This window comes from Streptomyces avidinii (assembly GCF_045161815.1).
Taxonomy (GTDB): domain Bacteria; phylum Actinomycetota; class Actinomycetes; order Streptomycetales; family Streptomycetaceae; genus Streptomyces; species Streptomyces avidinii.
Genome location: NZ_CP108863.1, coordinates 6,529,610 through 6,545,816 on the forward strand (window position 1 = coordinate 6,529,610; position 16,207 = coordinate 6,545,816).

Sequence of the window (16,207 nt, forward strand, 5' to 3'; positions counted from 1 at the left end):
CGTCTGTGGTGAGTACGAACGAAGACCCGTACCTGATCATCTCCTCCGACTGCCACGCGGGCCTGCCCACCGAGCAGTACCGGCCCTACCTGGATTCCCGCTTCCACCCCCAGTTCGACGAGTTCCTCGGCGAACGCGACACCCGCCGCGCGGAGGCCACCCGCCTGGGCGTCCGCAACGAGGCCTTCGCCGAGAAGTGGTTCCACGACCACGAGGAAGGCCTCAAAGGTGGCTGGGACGCCGGCCGACGGCTGAAGGAACTCGACGGCGACGGCGTGGCCGCCGAGGTCGTCTTCCCCGACGCGGACGCCGTCGACAGCCAGACCGCCGCCCCCTTCGGAGTGGGCCTCGGTCTCTCCGGCGACCAGGACCCCGAGCTCGGCATGGCGGGCGCCCAGGCGCACAACCGCTGGCTCGCCGAGTTCGTCGGGCAGAACCCCGAGCGCCACTGCGGAGTCGCCCTGCTCCCCATCACGGGCGAGCCGGAGAAGGTCGTCGCCGAGATCCACCGGGCCAAGGAGTCCGGGCTGGGCGCGCTGATGATCCCCGCGATGTGGGTGGACAAGGCGCCCTACCACGACCGACGCTACGACCCCGTCTGGGCGGCGGCCGCCGAGACGCAGATGCCGATCGTCACCCACTCCGGGTCCTCGCCGCGCCACGAATACGGCGACCACCTGGGCATCTTCGTCTCCGAGGTCACCTGGTGGCCGGCCCGGCCGCTGTGGTTCCTGCTCTGGTCGGGCGTCTTCGAGCGGCACCCCGGCCTGCGGTTCGGCGTCGCCGAGGCGGGCTGCTGGTGGCTGCCGAACCAGCTGTGGTTCATGGACCGGCTCTACCTCGGCGCGCACGGCGGCAAGAAGCTCTCGCCGTTCGAGGAGCTGAAGCGGCCGCCGAGCGAGTACCTGGACCGCCAGGTCTTCATCTGCGCGACGAACACCAAGCGCCGCGAGCTGGCGCAGCGGTACGAGATCGGCGTGGACAACATCCTGTGGGGCTCCGACTTCCCGCACCCCGAGGGCACCTGGCCGAACACCCGGACCTGGCTGAAGAACACCTTCCACGACATCCCGGTCGCGGAGACCCGCCGGATGCTGGGACTCGCGGCCGCCGAGGTCTTCGGCTTCGACACCGCGAAGCTGGCCCCGATCGCCCGCCGGATCGGCCCCACCCCGGCGGAACTGGGCCAGTCCCCGGACCAGGCGGCGGTCGAGGCCTCCTGGGCCCGCTCGCGCGAGGTGGGCCGCCACTGGCTGAGCGGCAACGACTTCCCCGTACTGGGGGTGAACCCGTGACCTCCGAGGACCGCTACACGGTGATCTCGGCGGACTGCCACGCCGGCGCCGACCTGCTGGACTACAGGCCGTACCTGGAGAAGCGCCACCACGAGGACTTCGACGCCTGGGCCGCCACGTACGTGAACCCGTACGAGGACCTCCTCGCGGACACCGCCGACCGCAACTGGAACTCCGCGCGGCGCTTCGCCGAGCTGGAGGCCGACGGCATCGTCGCCGAGGTCGTCTTCCCCAACACCATCCCGCCGTTCTTCCCCAAGGCCTCCCTGATGGCCCAGCCGCCGACGGCCGCCGAGTACGAGATGCGGTGGGCGGGGCTCCAGGCCCACAACCGCTGGCTGGCGGACTTCTGCGCGGACGCGCCGGGGCGCCGGGCGGGGGTCGTCCAGATCCTCCTCAACGACGTCGACGCGGCGGTGAGGGAGATCCGCCGCACGAAGGAGGCGGGCCTGACGGGCGGCATCCTGCTGCCCGGCGTGCCGCCCGGCTCCACCGTCCCCGAGCTGTACTCCGCCGCCTACGACCCCATCTGGGCGGTCTGCGACGAGCTGGAGGTCCCGGTCAACCACCACGGCGGCTCGGCCTCGCCGCCGCTGGGCGACGAACCGGCGGCCCGGGCCGTCTTCATGGTGGAGACGACCTGGTTCTCGCACCGCGCCCTGTGGCACCTCGTCTTCGGCGGCGCCTTCCACCGCCACCCGGGCCTCAAGCTGGTCCTGACGGAGCAGGGCTCGGGATGGATCCCCGGGGTGCTCGAGATGCTGGACTACTACCACGGCCGCCTGGTCGCGGCGTCGGCCACGGCCGAGTCCAAGTTCGGGGCGGGCCTCGCGGAGTCGATGGGCCGGGGCCCGAGCGAGGTCTGGCGGGACAACTGCTTCGTGGGAGCGAGCTTCATGCGCCCCCACGAGGTCCCGCTGCGGGAGCGGATCGGCCTCGACAAGATCATGTGGGGCGCCGACTACCCCCACGACGAGGGCACCACCCCCTTCTCCCGCGAAGGCCTCCGCATCGCCTACGCGGGCCTCCCGCGGGAGGAGGTCGCCGCGATGGTCGGAGGCAACGCGGCCCGCGTGTACGGCTTCGACCTCGCCCTGCTGGACGCGGTCGCGGCGAAGCACGGCCCGCTGGTCACGGACATCGCGGAGCCGTTGACGACCGTGCCCCCGGAGGCCACCAGCCCGGCCTTCGCCCGCGGCGGCTCGGTCCGCGTCTGGTGACACCGGATCCCGCCGGAGCGGCACGTCAGAAGAACGTGATCCGCTCCGGTGGGATCCGCTCGATCCCGGTGAACGAGGTCTGCCGGTCGAGTTCCAGGCGCAGGTGGTCCGCCCCCGCCAAGCGCGAGATGTCCACGGTCCCGGCACACTCGGCGAGACGCAGCCGGGTGAGCGCCGGAATGTTCAGCAGTGGTTCCAGGCCGCCGTTGAGTCCGCAGCGCAGCAACATCATTTCCTTGAGGTTCTGGTAGGGCAGCAGGTGGTCGAGGTCGACCAGCGTGGTGAACCGGATCTGCAGGGAGGTCAGACCGGTGAGCGGCGGGCCTTCCACGAGCTGCGCGCACTGGGCGTCGCCCGAAACGGTGAGAGAGGCCAGGGCGGGCCATCGCCCGAGTCCGTCGAGGGAGATCCCCCGGGCGCCCTGCCACAAGGTCAACTTCGTCAGCCCCGGCGCGGCGGGGATGTCCGCGAGACGACGTTCCTTGGGCTCGAAACCGATGACCAGTGAGCGGAGCCCCGCGACCCCGGCGAGCGGGGCCAGTGACATCCCCTCCGGCACGTAGCCGAACGACAGGCTGTTCACGGACAGACCGCCGACCGGCTCGATGCCTTCCAGCTTGGGGCAGTCGAAGACTCCGAGGTGTCGCAGCGCGTCGTGCCCGGCCAGCGCAGACAGGTCCCGCAGCTCCGGATTTCCCTGGAGCACCAGCCACTCCAGGTCCCGCCGGCTGCTGATCGCCGCAGGTACGCGCCCGTTCCAGCTGAGGTGAACACGGCGGATGCGGGAAAGCTCCTCGTACGCCTTCAGTTGCTCGGGAGTCCGGATGTGCAGATGTGCCTCGCCCGACGAGGCGCCGGCCAGCACCGATTCCGCGTAGTCGGCGGTCTCGAACCGCCCCCACGATTCGGACACCTCGTGCGCCACCTCGTACCGGTGGTCCCGGCCGAAGCCGGCGATCACCTGGAGCGCCCGGTCCCCGCCCACCAGTGCGGCCGTCCGGATGCACGAGGCCGCTTCGGCCTCGCTCAGGCCGTCGGGGCCCGGCAACAGCTCCAGCACCATCTCCCCGGCCTTGGCCAGGTCCTCCGCCTGTTCCGGGGTCCGTGGAGGCAGCAGCTTCGAGGTCCTGGCCTGCACTTCGCCATGGATCTCCGGGGCCAGCTCCGGAGCGTGGTCCAGGCAGGCCGCGGCCAGGAGCACCAGACGGTTCCGGTGGCTCTTGACCTTCTCGGAACGCCGGAGCAACTGGCGGAGCAAGCCCGCGCGTTCATCGGGGCGGGCGTGGCCCACGGCCATCCGGACCACATCGTCCCAGGTGTCCTCGTGCGCATGGCGCACCAGCATGCCGAAGTCCCGGGCCTCCACGGCGGCTTTGGCGCCGAGGTAGTCCTGGAAGGTCCGGTGCACGAACTGGACCGAGCCGGGTACGGGTTCGATCAGCAGGCCGCTGCGGATCAACAGGTGGTTGAACACCTGCTGTGCGCTGCTTCCCTGCGCCCGGACCTGGGGCATGGCGCCGAGCCATTCGTCCACCATCGCCACGGCCTCGTCGCGATCCGCCTCCAGGTGCTCGTTGCGGATCAGCCAATAGGCGAGCCGCTGGAGCAGCAGTGTCTGCTCGTCCCGGGACAGGTAGACCCCTTCGACCCCGGTGATCTCGCGCTCGTTGTCCCGGCGGACGAGGAGCATGTCGAGCGCGGCGTCGTACAGCTCTTTGCGGGCGCGCGGAAGGTGCATGTGCCGGTCCCGGTTGAGCGCGCAGAGCAAGGCGCACATCAACGGGTTGGTCGCCAGCCGTCCCAGGTCACGGCGTGTGCTCACGGCCTGCACGAGGGACTGCTCGTACCGGCCGAGGAGGTCGTGCTCTTCGGCGGAGCGACAGTCGGCGCGCGCCGCGTCGTGCCAGTGGGCGACGAACGCCTGCGTGTCCCGGCGCTCCATCGGCAGGAGGGAGCTCCGCGAGAAGCCGTGGCCCGACAGCCAGTCCTCCCGAACCGCCCCCGGCCGGGTCGTCACGATGTACCGCGCTTCCGGGTAGGCGCCGACCAACGACCACAGCCAGGCTTCCGTCTGGTTGCGCAGGTTCTGCGGAACCTCGTCCACGCCGTCGATGAGGACGAGTGCCCGCCCGCTGCGCATGAGCGCCGACGCCCAGCCGGGGGGTGCCTCGCCGTGCATGGGAACGCCCGCCGCCCGCAGGAAGTCCTCCGGCATCGGCGGCGGTTCCTGGGACCTGATGAGGGAGCGCAGACGCAGGACGAACGGCACGGACCGGTTCAGTTCGCCGAGCTCCGGGCGGAAGCTCCGCCGGGCCGCGTTCAGGGCCAGCCACTGGACCAGGGTGGACTTGCCCGAGCCCGCCGGGCCGCGCAGCAGGACGCGGTCGGCAGAGGCGAGGGCCTGCTCGGCCCGGACCTGGGTCCGGTGGGGTTCCGGGTCGCCCGGCATCCCCTGCTCACCGCTGACCGCGAGGCTGATGTACGCCACGTCCAGCGGCCATTCCTGGCGGGAGCGGCTGAGGGTGAGGCCGAAGAGCTGGAGCCGGCCGTGCGTGCGGGCGATGTACTCGGCGTACCGCTCCTCGAAGGCGTACGCCGCCCCGTCCCCGGCGGCGCCGAGCCGGTCCACCGCTCGCGCCAACTCGCCGGTCCGCCGGACCAGTTCCACGTCCGCCCGGGCCCCGAAGCCCGGCAGGGTGGTCACGTACTCCACCGCGTGCGCGCAGCACAGCCGGACCAGCCGTCCGTACAGGGCCCCGGCGGCGGGAGCGAGGCCCGCCGGGGGCGGGGGCAGGGTGGCCGCCAGCGCCGACGGGTCGAGGTCCGCCGCGAAGAGGGACTCCGCGTCCAGCGGGCCGAGCGCCGCGAAGGTGTCGCCGACCGCGGTCACCGCCGCCAGCCGCTCGTGCTCCGGCAGCCCGGCCGCCGCCCCGCCGAGCCGGTCGGCCAGCGCGTCCGTGAGGCGGCGGAGCTCCGCCTCGCCCAGTTCCTGCGGAGGCCTGCGCCAGCGCGGGGCCGGCCGAGCCGGGTCGGTCGTCAGGCCCGCCCCCGGGGCCCGCGCCAGGAGGGACCTCACCAGCGTCGCCGCCGCCGTGCCCGCCACCCGTAAGAGAACCGTCTCGAAGCCCGTCATCCGCCGCCCTCCCCTTGGCTCGGACATCATCTCGTGAACCGCCGGTAACCCCGATGGATACCGATCGGTAACAACCTCTAGCGGCACCCCGGAAGGCGCCTCTATGGTGCCCACATGCCGAACCTGCCCGATGTCGTGCTGTGGTCCATACCTGCCTTTGTGCTGCTCACCGTCATCGAGGTGGTGAGCTACCGGCTCCATCCGGACGAGGATGCCGCCGGCTACGACACCAAGGACGCCGTCACGGGCGTCACCATGGGCCTCGGCAGCATCGGGTTCGACCTGCTCTGGAAGATCCCGGTCGTGGCGGTCTTCACCGCGGTCTACGAACTGACCCCGCTGCGCGTGCCGTTCCTGTGGTGGACCGCCCTGCTGATGCTGCTCGCCCAGGACTTCCTCTACTACTGGCAGCACCGCCTCCACCACGTCATCCGCATCCTGTGGGCCTGCCACGTGGTTCACCACAGCAGCAAGCGGTTCAACCTCACCACCGCCCTGCGCCAGCCCTGGACCAGCGCCACCACCTGGTGGTTCTACCTGCCCATGGTGGCTCTCGGCGTGCACCCGGCGGCGATCCCGTTCTGCTACGGACTCAACCTGCTCTACCAGTTCTGGGTCCACACCGAGCGCATCGGCAAGCTGCCCCGGCCCTACGAGTACGTCTTCAACACCCCCTCCCACCACCGCGTCCACCACGCCTCGCAGGGCGGCTACCTGGACCGCAACTTCGGCGGCATCCTGATCATCTGGGACCGGATGTTCGGGTCCTGGGTCGGGGAGACCGACCGGCCCGTCTACGGGCTCACCAAGAACATCACCACCCACAACCCGCTGCGCGTGGCCACCCACGAGTACGCCGCCATCGCCCGCGACGTACGTGCCGCCGGGAGCTGGAGCGAGCGCGCCGGCCGGGTGTTCCGCGGCCCCGGCTGGCAGCCGGCGTCGGCCGGGCAGAACGCCGCCCCGGCCCCCGCCTCGGCCCCGGCAGCCGCCCCCGCCCCGGCCCCGGCCCCGGGCCAGGAAGCCGCTGCCGAGACCCGGCCGTCCGTGCAGGAGACCACCGCGTGAGCACCGCAGACAGCACCGCCGAGTCCCCGGACCGACCCGCTCCCTCCTGGGTCGCCGACCGGGAGCCCGCCGGACGGCAGCGCCTCGGCCGCCTCGCCCTCGTGGCCTTCGCCGTGGCCGTCGCCGTCGACCTCGGGTCACTGCTGGCCGGCTGGCACCTCGGCCACGTCATCGCCAAGCCGCTCCTGATGCCGCTGCTGGTGACCCACATGGCCACCCGCGGCGCCCCCCGCCTGCTGCTCGCCGCCCTGCTCTTCGGCTGGGGCGGGGACCTGGCCCTGCTCTTCGACGCCGAGCCCGCCTTCCTCATCGGCATGGGCTCCTTCGCCGTCGGGCACGTCTGCTACCTCGTCCTGTTCGGCAAGCGACCTGCGAACCCGCTGCTCGGCGGCGCGTACCTGCTCGCGCTCCTCGGCACCGTCGCCCTGCTGTGGTCCGATCTCCCGGCAGACCTGCGGATCCCGGTTGCCGGCTACAGCCTGCTGCTCACCGCCATGGCGTTCCGCTCCAGCGCTCTCGGCCTGCGCGCCGGGATCGGCGGAGCGCTGTTCCTGCTCTCCGACACCCTCATCGCCACCGGAGTCGCGGACTGGCCCCAGCTGCCCCGCCCGGACTTCTGGATCATGGCCACCTACCTGGCCGCCCAGTACCTGCTGGCCACCGGCACGACCCCGCGCGAAGCAGGCGTACGGTAGGGACGCCCTCAGTCGTACAAGACTGAACAATCCCGATCCGGAGGACTGCACCACCATGCGCGCCACCGTCATCCACGCCCCGCTCGACATCCGTGTGGAGGAGGTGCCCGACGCTGCGATCCAGCGCCCCGAGGACGCCGTCGTCCGCGTCCTGCGTGCCTGCATATGCGGCAGCGACCTCTGGGCCTACCGCGGCGAGGCCGCCCGTCAGCCCGGCCAGCGCATCGGCCACGAGTTCCTGGGCATCGTCGAGGAGACCGGCTCCGCCGTGTCCGGCCTGCGTGCCGGCGACCTCGTCGTCGCGCCCTTCATGTGGTCGGACGGCACCTGCGAGTACTGCGCCGAGGGTCTGTTCACCTCCTGCGAGCACGGCGGCTTCTGGGGCTCGGTCGGTCACGACGGGGGCCAGGGCGAGGCCGTCCGCGTCCCGCACGCCGACGGCACCCTGGTGAAGCTGCCCGCCGAGGCCGTCTCCGACGACCACCTGCTGACCGGGCTGCTCGCCCTGTCCGACGTCATGGGCACCGGTCACCACGCGGCGCTGGGCGCGGGCGTGCGCGAGGGCTCCACGGTCGCCGTCGTCGGTGACGGCGCGGTCGGCCTGTGCGGCGTCCTCGCAGCCAAGCGCCTGGGCGCCGAGCGGATCATCGCACTGGGCCGCCACACCGCGCGTACCGACATCGCCAAGCTCTTCGGGGCCACCGATGTCGTCGCCGAGCGCGGCGAGGCGGCCGAGGCGGCCGTGCGCGAGCTCCTCGGCGGCCGGGGCGCGCACGCGGTCATCGAGGCGGTCGGCACGGAGCAGTCCATGCGCACCGCCGTGAACATCACCCGCGACGGCGGGTCCATCGGCTACGTCGGCGTTCCGCACGGCAGTGGCACCGGCCTCGACCTCGGCGTCATGTTCGACCGCAACATCACCCTGCGCGGTGGTGTGGCCCCGGTCCGCGCCTACATTCCGGAGCTGCTGAAGGACGTGCTCAGCGGCGCGATCGACCCGGCGCCCGTCTTCGACCGGGCCGTGTCCCTGGACGAGGTCCCGGACGGCTACCGGGCGATGGACGACCGCAGCGCGCTCAAGGTGATGATCAAGCCCTGAGCGGACCGAACGGATCGAGCGGACCGAACTGATCGCGCGGCTTGAGCGGATGAGCGGACGGGCCGGGCGGGGGATCCCCCGCCCGGCCCGTCCGCTCCGTCACTGCCGTGCGGACGGTGCTACTTCACGGCCTTGAGCGCGTCGATCACGCCGTAGCCGTAGTAGCCCGTCTGGCCCCACTTGCTGTTGCAGGTGGTGGCGTCGATCAGGGTGCCCGCGGCGTCGTAGATCTGCGTCGGGCAGGAGGCCTTCGTGGACTGGGCCTTGAGCATCGCCTGGAGCTGCGCGGGCGTGGCCGACGGGTGGGCGCTCTTGAGGAGCGCGGCGACGCCCGCGACGTGCGGGGCGGCCATCGAGGTGCCCTGCTTGTACCCGTAGAGCCCGCCCGGGACGGTCGACAGCACGCGGCCGTTGGCGTCCGGGGTGTTCGGCACCTGCCACTTGTCACCGCCGGGGGCGGCGACGTCCACGACCCCGAGGCCGTAGCTGGAGTAGTACGAGCGCAGGCCCTTGTCGCCGGTCGCCGAGACGGTCACCACACCCGGCAGCTGCGTCGGCAGGTCCAGGCAGACCCTGGGGTCGATGGTGCGCGGCACCGGGGTGGTGTCGTTCGGGCTGGTCTCGTCGACGAGGGAGTCGGCCGCCAGGTCCTGGTTGGAGTTGCCGGCCGAGGCCACGTGGAGCGTGCCCTTGCGCTCGGCGTACTTGGTGGCCCGCCCGATGGCTTCCACCAGGGCCTTCTGGTCGTCGTCGGACTTGCAGTTGAAGAGCCAGGGGTCGACGTAGTAGCTGTTGTTGGTCACCTCGATCCCCTTCTCGGCGGCGAACATGAAGCCGCAGACGACCGCCTCGGTGTAGAAGAGGCTGGTCCCGGGCTCGCTCACCTTGATCGCGGCTATCTTGACGCCCGGCGCGACACCGCTGACGCCGATGCCGTTGCGCGCGGCCCCGATGGTGCCGGCCACGTGCGTGCCGTGGTCGCTGCCGTCGGCGTACGGGCGCCAGGCGCCCTCGGTGGTGTCGGCGACGCCGCCCACGCAGTTCGCCGACTGGCTCTTGGAGAAGTTCGGGGCGAGATCGGGGTGGGTGTCGTCGACACCCGTGTCGATGATGCCCACCGTGACGTTCGTGCTGCCATCGTTGATCTTGTGAGCCTCGTCGGCCTTGATCGTCCGCAGGTCCCACTGGTTGGGCTCCAGCGGCTCCTGACCCTCCTGGGCCGCTGCCGCCGCCTTCGCGGCGTCCGCCGGGCTCAGCTGCTGGGTCGTGCCCTCGTCGGTGGTCTGCACCGTCGACATCGGGGCCGTCCGGGTGGCGCCGACCGACACGAAGAGGCCGCGCTGGGCCCGCAGCTGCTTGGCGAAGTCCGGGTTCTGCGAGTGCGCGACGACGACCCCGATCTGCTCATAGGCCGTCACCACCGTTCCACCGGCCCGCTCGATCGCCTTCGTCGCCGCCTTCACGGACGCGTACGCGTTCAGGTTGGCCACGTACGACAGCTTGGGGCCGGAGGTGTCGGGCTTCGAGGCCGCCGCCGCGTCGGCCGCGGAGCCCAGCGGGGCGGCGGAGGCCGAGACCGCGGGCAGGAAGGCGAGCGAAGCGGTGAGCGCCAGGCCGACCGGTACGGCGAGAGCACGACTGCGCTTCTTGGGCGCACGTGACCCCAGCTGATCCATGGGTTCTCCAGATCATCTACGAAAGCCGCCCGCACGCGGTCGCGTCGGGCGGGTGCATGACAAGCGAACCTAGCGTCGTCGTTCCCCTCTGCGCCATCAGTTCGAGAAATCAGTTCCCTCAAGAATCAACAGGTGTTGAACCGTCCCGACGCGCCGGCCGTGCCGTTGACAGGGGGGCTCGGCATCACCGTCCCCCCACACGGAGGTTGTTTTGTCCGTCGTCCCCACCGCACCCGCGTCACAAGGAGATTCCCCCGTGACCACCGAAGCAGCGCCGCCGCCGGGCAGCGCGGGAACGCCACTGGCGGGCCCCACGGCAGATGACTACACGAGCGTCCAGCAGAGCGCGGAATTCGGCGAACTGCGCAGCTCCTACCGCTCCTTCGCCTTCCCGCTCACCGTGGCCTTCATCGCCTGGTACCTGCTCTACGTCCTGCTGTCCAACTACGCGGGCGGCTTCATGGGGACCAAGGTCTTCGGCAACATCAACGTCGCCCTCGTGCTCGGCCTCGCCCAGTTCGCGACGACCTTCCTGATCGCCTGGCTCTACGCGCGGCACGCCGCCGCGAGGCTCGACCCCAAGGCCGAGGCCATCAAGGCGCGGATGGAGGCCGCCGAATGAGCGGCACGCACCACCTGACGACGCTCGCCGCGGGCGCCTCCGAGCACCGGCCGCTGATCATCACCCTGTTCGGGCTGTTCGTCGTCGCCACCCTGATCATCACGGTCTGGGCCGGCCGCCAGACCCGGGGCGCCGCCGACTTCTACGCGGGCGGCCGCCAGTTCACCGGCTTCCAGAACGGCCTGGCCATCTCCGGCGACTACATGTCCGCCGCGTCCTTCCTCGGCATCGCCGGAGCCATCGCCCTCTTCGGCTACGACGGCTTCCTCTACTCCATCGGCTTCCTCGTCGCCTGGCTGGTGGCCCTGCTGCTCGTCGCCGAGCCGCTGCGCAACTCCGGCCGCTACACGATGGGCGACGTCCTCGCGTACCGGATGCGCCAGCGGCCCGTCCGTACCGCCGCCGGCACCTCCACCATCGTGGTCTCGATCTTCTACCTGCTCGCCCAGATGGCCGGCGCCGGCGTGCTCGTCTCGCTGCTCCTCGGCATCACCAGTGACGGCGGCAAGGTGGCCGTCGTCGCCCTGGTCGGCGTACTGATGATCCTCTACGTGACCATCGGAGGCATGAAGGGCACCACCTGGGTCCAGATGATCAAGGCGGTGCTGCTGATCGCGGGCGCCCTGCTGATCACCCTCCTGGTGCTGCTGAAGTTCAACTTCAACATCTCCGCCCTGCTCGGCACGGCCGCCGAGAACAGCGGACAGGGGGTGAAGTTCCTCGAACCCGGGCTCAAGTACGGCAAGGACTCGACCTCGAAGCTGGACTTCATCTCGCTCGGCCTCGCCCTCGTCCTCGGCACCGCGGGGCTTCCGCACATCCTGATCCGCTTCTACACCGTGCCGACCGCGCAGGCCGCCCGTAAGTCCGTCCTCTGGGCCATCGGCATCATCGGCGGCTTCTACCTGATGACGATCGCCCTCGGCTTCGGCGCCGCTGCGCTGCTCGACCGTGACGAGATCATCAAGTCCAACAAGGCGGGCAACACCGCCGCACCGCTGCTCGCCCAGGCCGTCGGCGGCGGCCCCGACTCCACCGGCGGTGCCATCCTGCTGGCCGTGATCTCCGCGGTCGCCTTCGCCACCATCCTCGCCGTCGTCGCGGGCCTCACCCTCGCCTCCTCCTCGTCCTTCGCGCACGACCTGTACGTGAACGTGATCCGCAAGGGCAAGGCCACCGAGAAGGAGGAGATGCGCGCGGCCCGCTGGTCCACCGTCGTCATCGGCGCCATCGCCATCGGCCTGGGCGCGCTCGCCCGCGACCTGAACGTGGCCGGCCTGGTCGCGCTCGCCTTCGCGGTCGCCGCCTCCGCGAACCTCCCGACCATCCTCTACAGCCTCTTCTGGAAGCGCTTCACCACCCGGGGCGCGCTCTGGTCCATCTACGGCGGACTGATCTCGGCCGTCGGCCTGGTGCTGTTCTCCCCGGTCGTCTCCGGCAAGCCCACCTCGATGTTCAAGGACGCCGACTTCTTCTGGTTCCCGCTGGAGAACCCGGGCATCATCTCGATCCCCCTCGGCTTCCTGCTCGGATGGCTGGGAACCGTCCTCTCCAAGGAGAAGGCCGACCCCCAGAAGTTCGCCGAGCTGGAGGTCCGCTCCCTCACCGGAACAGGGGCGCACTGACATCGTCCGAACACCCAGCGTGGCCGTGTCGTAGATCCCTACGACGCGGCCACGTCACGTCTCGTTCATTCGGGGACCTCTGGATGACACACCCGTCACGTAGTCTCGAAATAGAACGCGTGCAGTAGATCCAATGTCCGCGCGTACCTCTACTTCCGGACAGGGGAGGGGGCCCACAGTGCTTCTCGACACCTACGGCCGCGTGGCCACTGACCTGCGCGTCTCACTGACCGACCGGTGCAACCTGCGGTGTACCTACTGCATGCCCGAAGAGGGGCTGCAGTGGCTCGGCAAGTCGGACCTGCTCAGTGACGACGAGATCGTCCGGCTGATCCGCATCGCTGTCACACAGCTGGGTATCACCGAGGTCCGCTTCACCGGCGGCGAGCCGCTGCTCCGGCCCGGCCTGGTCGGGATCGTCGAGCAGTGCGCGGCCCTGGAGCCCCGCCCCAGGATGTCGCTGACCACCAACGGCATAGGTCTCAAGCGCACCGCGCAGGCCCTGAAGGCCGCCGGCCTGGACCGGGTCAACGTGTCCCTGGACACCCTGCGGCCCGAGGTCTTCAAGACCCTCACCCGCCGCGACCGGCACAAGGACGTCGTCGAGGGCATGGCCGCCGCCCGTGAGTCCGGCCTCACCCCCGTCAAGGTCAACGCCGTGCTCATGCCCGGCCTCAATGACGACGAGGCCCCCGACCTGCTCGCCTGGGCCGTGGCGAACGAATACGAGCTCCGCTTCATCGAGCAGATGCCACTCGACGCCCAGCACGGCTGGAAGCGCGACGGCATGATCACCGCAGGGGACATCCTGGAGTCCCTGCGCACCCGCTTCACCCTCACCGAGGAGGGCGCCGCCGAGCGCGGCTCCGCCCCGGCCGAGCGCTGGGTGGTCGACGGCGGCCCCGCCACCGTCGGCGTCATCGCCTCGGTCACCCGTCCGTTCTGCGGCGCCTGCGACCGTACGAGGCTCACGGCCGACGGCCAGGTGCGCACGTGCCTGTTCGCGACCGAGGAGTCGGACCTGCGCGCCGCCCTGCGCTCGGGCGCCCCGGACGAGGAGATCGCCCGGCTCTGGAAGGTCGCGATGTGGGGCAAGAAGGCCGGGTCCGGCCTCGACGACCCGTCGTTCCTGCAGCCCGACCGTCCGATGTCCGCGATCGGCGGCTGATCCGGGTCGCGGCTGCGGGCGCGGTCAGCGCGGGCGTTCCGAGCCCTCCGGCTGCACCCACTCGTCCAGCTTCACGACGTCCTTGAGGAATCCGCGGACCCCCAGGAACTGGGAGAGGTGTTCGCGGTGCTCCTCGCACGCCAGCCAGGTCTTGCGCCGCTCAGGCGTGTGCAGCGTCGGGTTGTTCCACGCCAGGACCCACTCGGCCGCGTCGCGGCAGCCCTTGGCGGAGCAGGTGGGAGTCTCGTCGGAGCCGGAGGAAGTCACAGCCCCACATTAGAACGGAATGGCGACGCCGAGCAGCCACGGGGGGAGCTGCCCGGCGTCGGTCCGTCGCTCCGACGGGGGATGCGGAGCGCGTGAGCAGTATGTCACGCAGGACCCGGTGCAGTGCACCGGAACTTCATGATTGATCTGAGCTTTTCTTGAGGTTTCCCGCGTCGAGTGCCGGTCGTACGGGGGCCGGTACGAAGTGCGAGGGCAGCGAGGGAGTCGACTCGCGCCCGGCGTTCGCGATGACCACGGCGATGTAGGGAAGCAGGGCGCCCGCGACGAGCGTCACGATCGCCACCGGCCGCTGAACGTTCCACAACAGCACGGTCGCGATGACCGACAGGGTCCTGATCGCCATCGAGATCACGTACCTGCGCTGACGGCCCCGCACGTCCTCGGCGAGACCCATTCGCGCACCGGTGATCCGGAAGACCTCGGCCCCGTTCCGCTTCTGCCGCTTCGTGCGCTCCACGCTCCACCACCCGATCGCCCACCGGGCACTCCCGGCCCGGACCCTCCCACGGTACGCCCGCCCCCGTGCCGCGAGGAGAGGGGGGACCCCCTGACGGCGCCGTCCGAAATGCGTGGTACGCCGGACGGGTCGAAACTGGGCCCACGTGCGCACAGGGCGCCAGGAGGAGGCTGGTCATGAGTTGGTTGTGGGCGATCATCGTCGGTTTCGTGCTGGGGCTGATAGCCAAGGCCATCCTGCCGGGCAAGCAGCACCAGCCCCTGTGGCTGACCACCCTCTTCGGTATCGCCGGCGCCGTCCTCGGCAATGCCGTCGCCACGTGGATCGGCGTGGGGGAGACCAAGGGCATCGACTGGACCCGGCACCTGCTGCAGCTGATCGGGGCGGTCGTCATCGTCGGACTCGGCGAGATGATGTACGGAGCGATCAAGGGCAAGCGGCAGATGACGTGACACGCCGCGGGTCATGACGAAGGGGCCGGCCGGACCTGGCGGTCCGAACCGGCCCCTCCGCCGTGCTCCACGGCGTGCGTGGTGTCCTACGACGCGTCAGGCGCCGGTGACCTCCACCGCGGCCAGGTTCTTCTTGCCCCGGCGCAGCACCAGCCAGCGCCCGTGCAGCAGCTCCTCCTTGGCGGGGACCGCGTCCTCGGCGGTGACCTTCGCGTTGTTCACGTAGGCGCCGCCCTCCTTAACGGTCCGGCGGCCGGCCGACTTGCTCGCGACCAGGCCGGTCTCCGCGAGCAGGTCCACCACCAGGCCGAGCTCCGCCACCCGGGCGTGCGGCAGCTCGGACAGGGCCGCGGAGAGCGTGGCCTCGTCCAGCTCCGCCAGGTCGCCCTGACCGAACAGCGCCTTCGACGCGGCGATCACGGCGGCGCACTGGTCGGCGCCGTGCACGAGCGTGGTCAGCTCCTCGGCCAGCGCCCGCTGGGCGGCGCGCGCCTGTGGCCGCTCGGCGGTCTGCGCCTCCAGCTCCTCAAGCTCCTCGCGGGACTTGAAGGACAGGATCCGCATGTAGGTGGAGATGTCCCGGTCGTCCACGTTCAGCCAGAACTGGTAGAACGCGTACGGCGTGGTCATCTCCGGGTCGAGCCACACGGCCCCGCTCTCGGACTTGCCGAACTTGGTGCCGTCCGCCTTGACCATCAGCGGGGTCGCCAGCGCGTGCACGACCGCGCCCGGCTCGACCCGGTGGATCAGGTCGAGTCCGGCCGTCAGGTTGCCCCACTGGTCGGAGCCGCCCTGCTGGAGCACGCAGCCGTAGCGCCGGTACAGCTCCAGGAAGTCCATGCCCTGGAGCAGCTGGTAGCTGAACTCGGTGTAGCTGATGCCCTGGTCGGAGTCGAGCCGCTTGGCGACCGAGTCCTTCGTCAGCATCTTGTTGACCCGGAAGTGCTTGCCGATGTCCCGCAGGAACTCGATGGCGGACATGCCCGCCGTCCAGTCCAGGTTGTTCACCATGAGCGCCGCGTTCTCGCCCTCGAAGGACAGGAACGGTTCGATCTGGGTGCGCAGCCGGGTCACCCAGTTCGCGATGGTCTCCGGGTCGTTCAGGGTCCGCTCGGCCGTCGGTCGCGGATCGCCGATCTGCCCGGTGGCCCCGCCGACCAGCGCCAGCGGCCGGTTCCCGGCCTGCTGGAGCCGGCGCACGGTGAGCACCTGGACCAGGTGCCCCACGTGCAGCGAGGCCGCGGTCGGGTCGAAGCCGCAATAGAAGGTGACCGGACCGTCCGCGAAGGCCTTGCGCAGCGCTTCTTCGTCGGTGGACTGGGCGAAGAGCCCGCGCCACTTCAGTTCGTCGACGATGTCAGTCACGGTCGTGACTCTCCTTGAGAGATGGAGTGAGCAGGGGTGCGGAC

14 protein-coding genes are annotated in these 16,207 nt (G+C 70.8%); 9 read left to right on the forward strand and 5 right to left on the reverse strand.

Translation table 11 applies throughout. The annotated features are described in order from the left end of the window. Positions 1 to 8 precede the first annotated feature (8 nt). Positions 9 to 1,295: an amidohydrolase family protein gene (locus tag OG373_RS29460; RefSeq protein ID WP_405441355.1), complete on the forward strand. Its 1,287-nt coding sequence runs from the start codon at positions 9 to 11 to the stop codon at positions 1,293 to 1,295. Beyond that, on the forward strand, positions 1,292 to 2,515 hold the full coding sequence (locus OG373_RS29465; RefSeq protein WP_405441357.1) for an amidohydrolase family protein: 1,224 nt from the start codon (positions 1,292 to 1,294) through the stop codon (positions 2,513 to 2,515). Before OG373_RS29460 ends, OG373_RS29465 begins: the two co-directional genes overlap by 4 nt. Before the next feature lie 25 nt (positions 2,516 to 2,540). Here the strand turns inward: OG373_RS29465 and OG373_RS29470 are convergent, their stop codons facing one another. Then, positions 2,541 to 5,648 carry an NACHT domain-containing protein gene (locus tag OG373_RS29470; RefSeq protein WP_405441359.1) on the reverse strand — a complete coding sequence of 1,036 codons (3,108 nt, stop codon included), beginning with the start codon at positions 5,646 to 5,648 and terminating at the stop codon, positions 2,541 to 2,543. A 114-nt stretch (positions 5,649 to 5,762) separates the two neighbouring features. Here OG373_RS29470 and OG373_RS29475 point away from each other — a divergent pair, with 114 nt between their 5' ends. From OG373_RS29475 to OG373_RS29485, 3 genes are read left to right on the forward strand one after another with little or no spacing between them, the layout of a single operon-like run. Continuing rightward, positions 5,763 to 6,716, forward strand: coding sequence for a sterol desaturase family protein (locus tag OG373_RS29475; RefSeq protein ID WP_405441360.1), 954 nt, complete (start codon positions 5,763 to 5,765; stop codon positions 6,714 to 6,716). After that, complete coding sequence (locus OG373_RS29480) at positions 6,713 to 7,411, forward strand: lysoplasmalogenase (RefSeq protein WP_405441362.1); 699 nt, start codon at positions 6,713 to 6,715, stop codon at positions 7,409 to 7,411. Before OG373_RS29475 ends, OG373_RS29480 begins: the two co-directional genes overlap by 4 nt. A gap of 55 nt (positions 7,412 to 7,466) precedes the next feature. Further along, complete coding sequence (locus OG373_RS29485; protein ID WP_397738340.1) at positions 7,467 to 8,510, forward strand: zinc-dependent alcohol dehydrogenase family protein; 1,044 nt, start codon at positions 7,467 to 7,469, stop codon at positions 8,508 to 8,510. A 119-nt stretch (positions 8,511 to 8,629) separates the two neighbouring features. Here OG373_RS29485 and OG373_RS29490 read toward each other — a convergent pair whose 3' ends face one another. Next, complete coding sequence (locus tag OG373_RS29490) at positions 8,630 to 10,186, reverse strand: S8 family serine peptidase (protein ID WP_405441364.1); 1,557 nt, start codon at positions 10,184 to 10,186, stop codon at positions 8,630 to 8,632. Between the two features lie 256 nt (positions 10,187 to 10,442). Here OG373_RS29490 and OG373_RS29495 point away from each other — a divergent pair, with 256 nt between their 5' ends. The 3 genes from OG373_RS29495 to moaA all read left to right on the forward strand — a co-directional run bounded on the left by OG373_RS29495 (position 10,443) and on the right by moaA (position 13,601). After that, on the forward strand, positions 10,443 to 10,808 hold the full coding sequence (locus OG373_RS29495; protein WP_397738344.1) for a DUF485 domain-containing protein: 366 nt from the start codon (positions 10,443 to 10,445) through the stop codon (positions 10,806 to 10,808). After that, entirely contained in the window at positions 10,805 to 12,433 is a 1,629-nt protein-coding gene (locus tag OG373_RS29500; RefSeq protein WP_405441366.1) for a cation acetate symporter, read from the forward strand. The genes OG373_RS29495 and OG373_RS29500 overlap by 4 nt, the downstream gene beginning before the upstream one ends. 178 nt (positions 12,434 to 12,611) lie before the next feature. Then, positions 12,612 to 13,601, forward strand: coding sequence for a GTP 3',8-cyclase MoaA (gene moaA / locus OG373_RS29505; protein WP_405441367.1), 990 nt, complete (start codon positions 12,612 to 12,614; stop codon positions 13,599 to 13,601). Between the two features lie 24 nt (positions 13,602 to 13,625). Here moaA and OG373_RS29510 read toward each other — a convergent pair whose 3' ends face one another. Continuing rightward, the gene (locus OG373_RS29510) at positions 13,626 to 13,868 is read right to left on the reverse strand and encodes a hypothetical protein (protein ID WP_405441369.1); all 243 of its coding nucleotides are present in this window, start codon (positions 13,866 to 13,868) and stop codon (positions 13,626 to 13,628) included. A 136-nt stretch (positions 13,869 to 14,004) separates the two neighbouring features. Next, positions 14,005 to 14,283 carry a DUF3099 domain-containing protein gene (locus tag OG373_RS29515; protein ID WP_405444246.1) on the reverse strand — a complete coding sequence of 93 codons (279 nt, stop codon included), beginning with the start codon at positions 14,281 to 14,283 and terminating at the stop codon, positions 14,005 to 14,007. A gap of 239 nt (positions 14,284 to 14,522) precedes the next feature. Between OG373_RS29515 and OG373_RS29520 the strand changes: the two genes are divergently transcribed. Beyond that, positions 14,523 to 14,798: a GlsB/YeaQ/YmgE family stress response membrane protein gene (locus tag OG373_RS29520; RefSeq protein ID WP_397738352.1), complete on the forward strand. Its 276-nt coding sequence runs from the start codon at positions 14,523 to 14,525 to the stop codon at positions 14,796 to 14,798. 96 nt (positions 14,799 to 14,894) lie between these two features. On the opposite strand, the gene tyrS is transcribed toward OG373_RS29520, so the two are convergent. Next, positions 14,895 to 16,163 (reverse strand): tyrosine--tRNA ligase, encoded by a 1,269-nt coding sequence (tyrS, locus tag OG373_RS29525; protein WP_405441371.1) that lies wholly within the window; start codon positions 16,161 to 16,163, stop codon positions 14,895 to 14,897. Between the last annotated feature and the right edge of the window lie 44 nt (positions 16,164 to 16,207).

Coding starts and splice junctions, on each gene's coding strand:
- OG373_RS29500 (WP_405441366.1), top strand. CDS start 10,805: ATGAGCGGCACGCACCACCTGACGACGCTCGCCGCGGGCGCCTCCGAG.
- OG373_RS29515 (WP_405444246.1), bottom strand. CDS start 14,283: ATGGGTCTCGCCGAGGACGTGCGGGGCCGTCAGCGCAGGTACGTGATC.
- OG373_RS29475 (WP_405441360.1), top strand. CDS start 5,763: ATGCCGAACCTGCCCGATGTCGTGCTGTGGTCCATACCTGCCTTTGTG.
- OG373_RS29490 (WP_405441364.1), bottom strand. CDS start 10,186: ATGGATCAGCTGGGGTCACGTGCGCCCAAGAAGCGCAGTCGTGCTCTC.
- OG373_RS29520 (WP_397738352.1), top strand. CDS start 14,523: ATGAGTTGGTTGTGGGCGATCATCGTCGGTTTCGTGCTGGGGCTGATA.
- OG373_RS29470 (WP_405441359.1), bottom strand. CDS start 5,648: ATGACGGGCTTCGAGACGGTTCTCTTACGGGTGGCGGGCACGGCGGCG.
- OG373_RS29485 (WP_397738340.1), top strand. CDS start 7,467: ATGCGCGCCACCGTCATCCACGCCCCGCTCGACATCCGTGTGGAGGAG.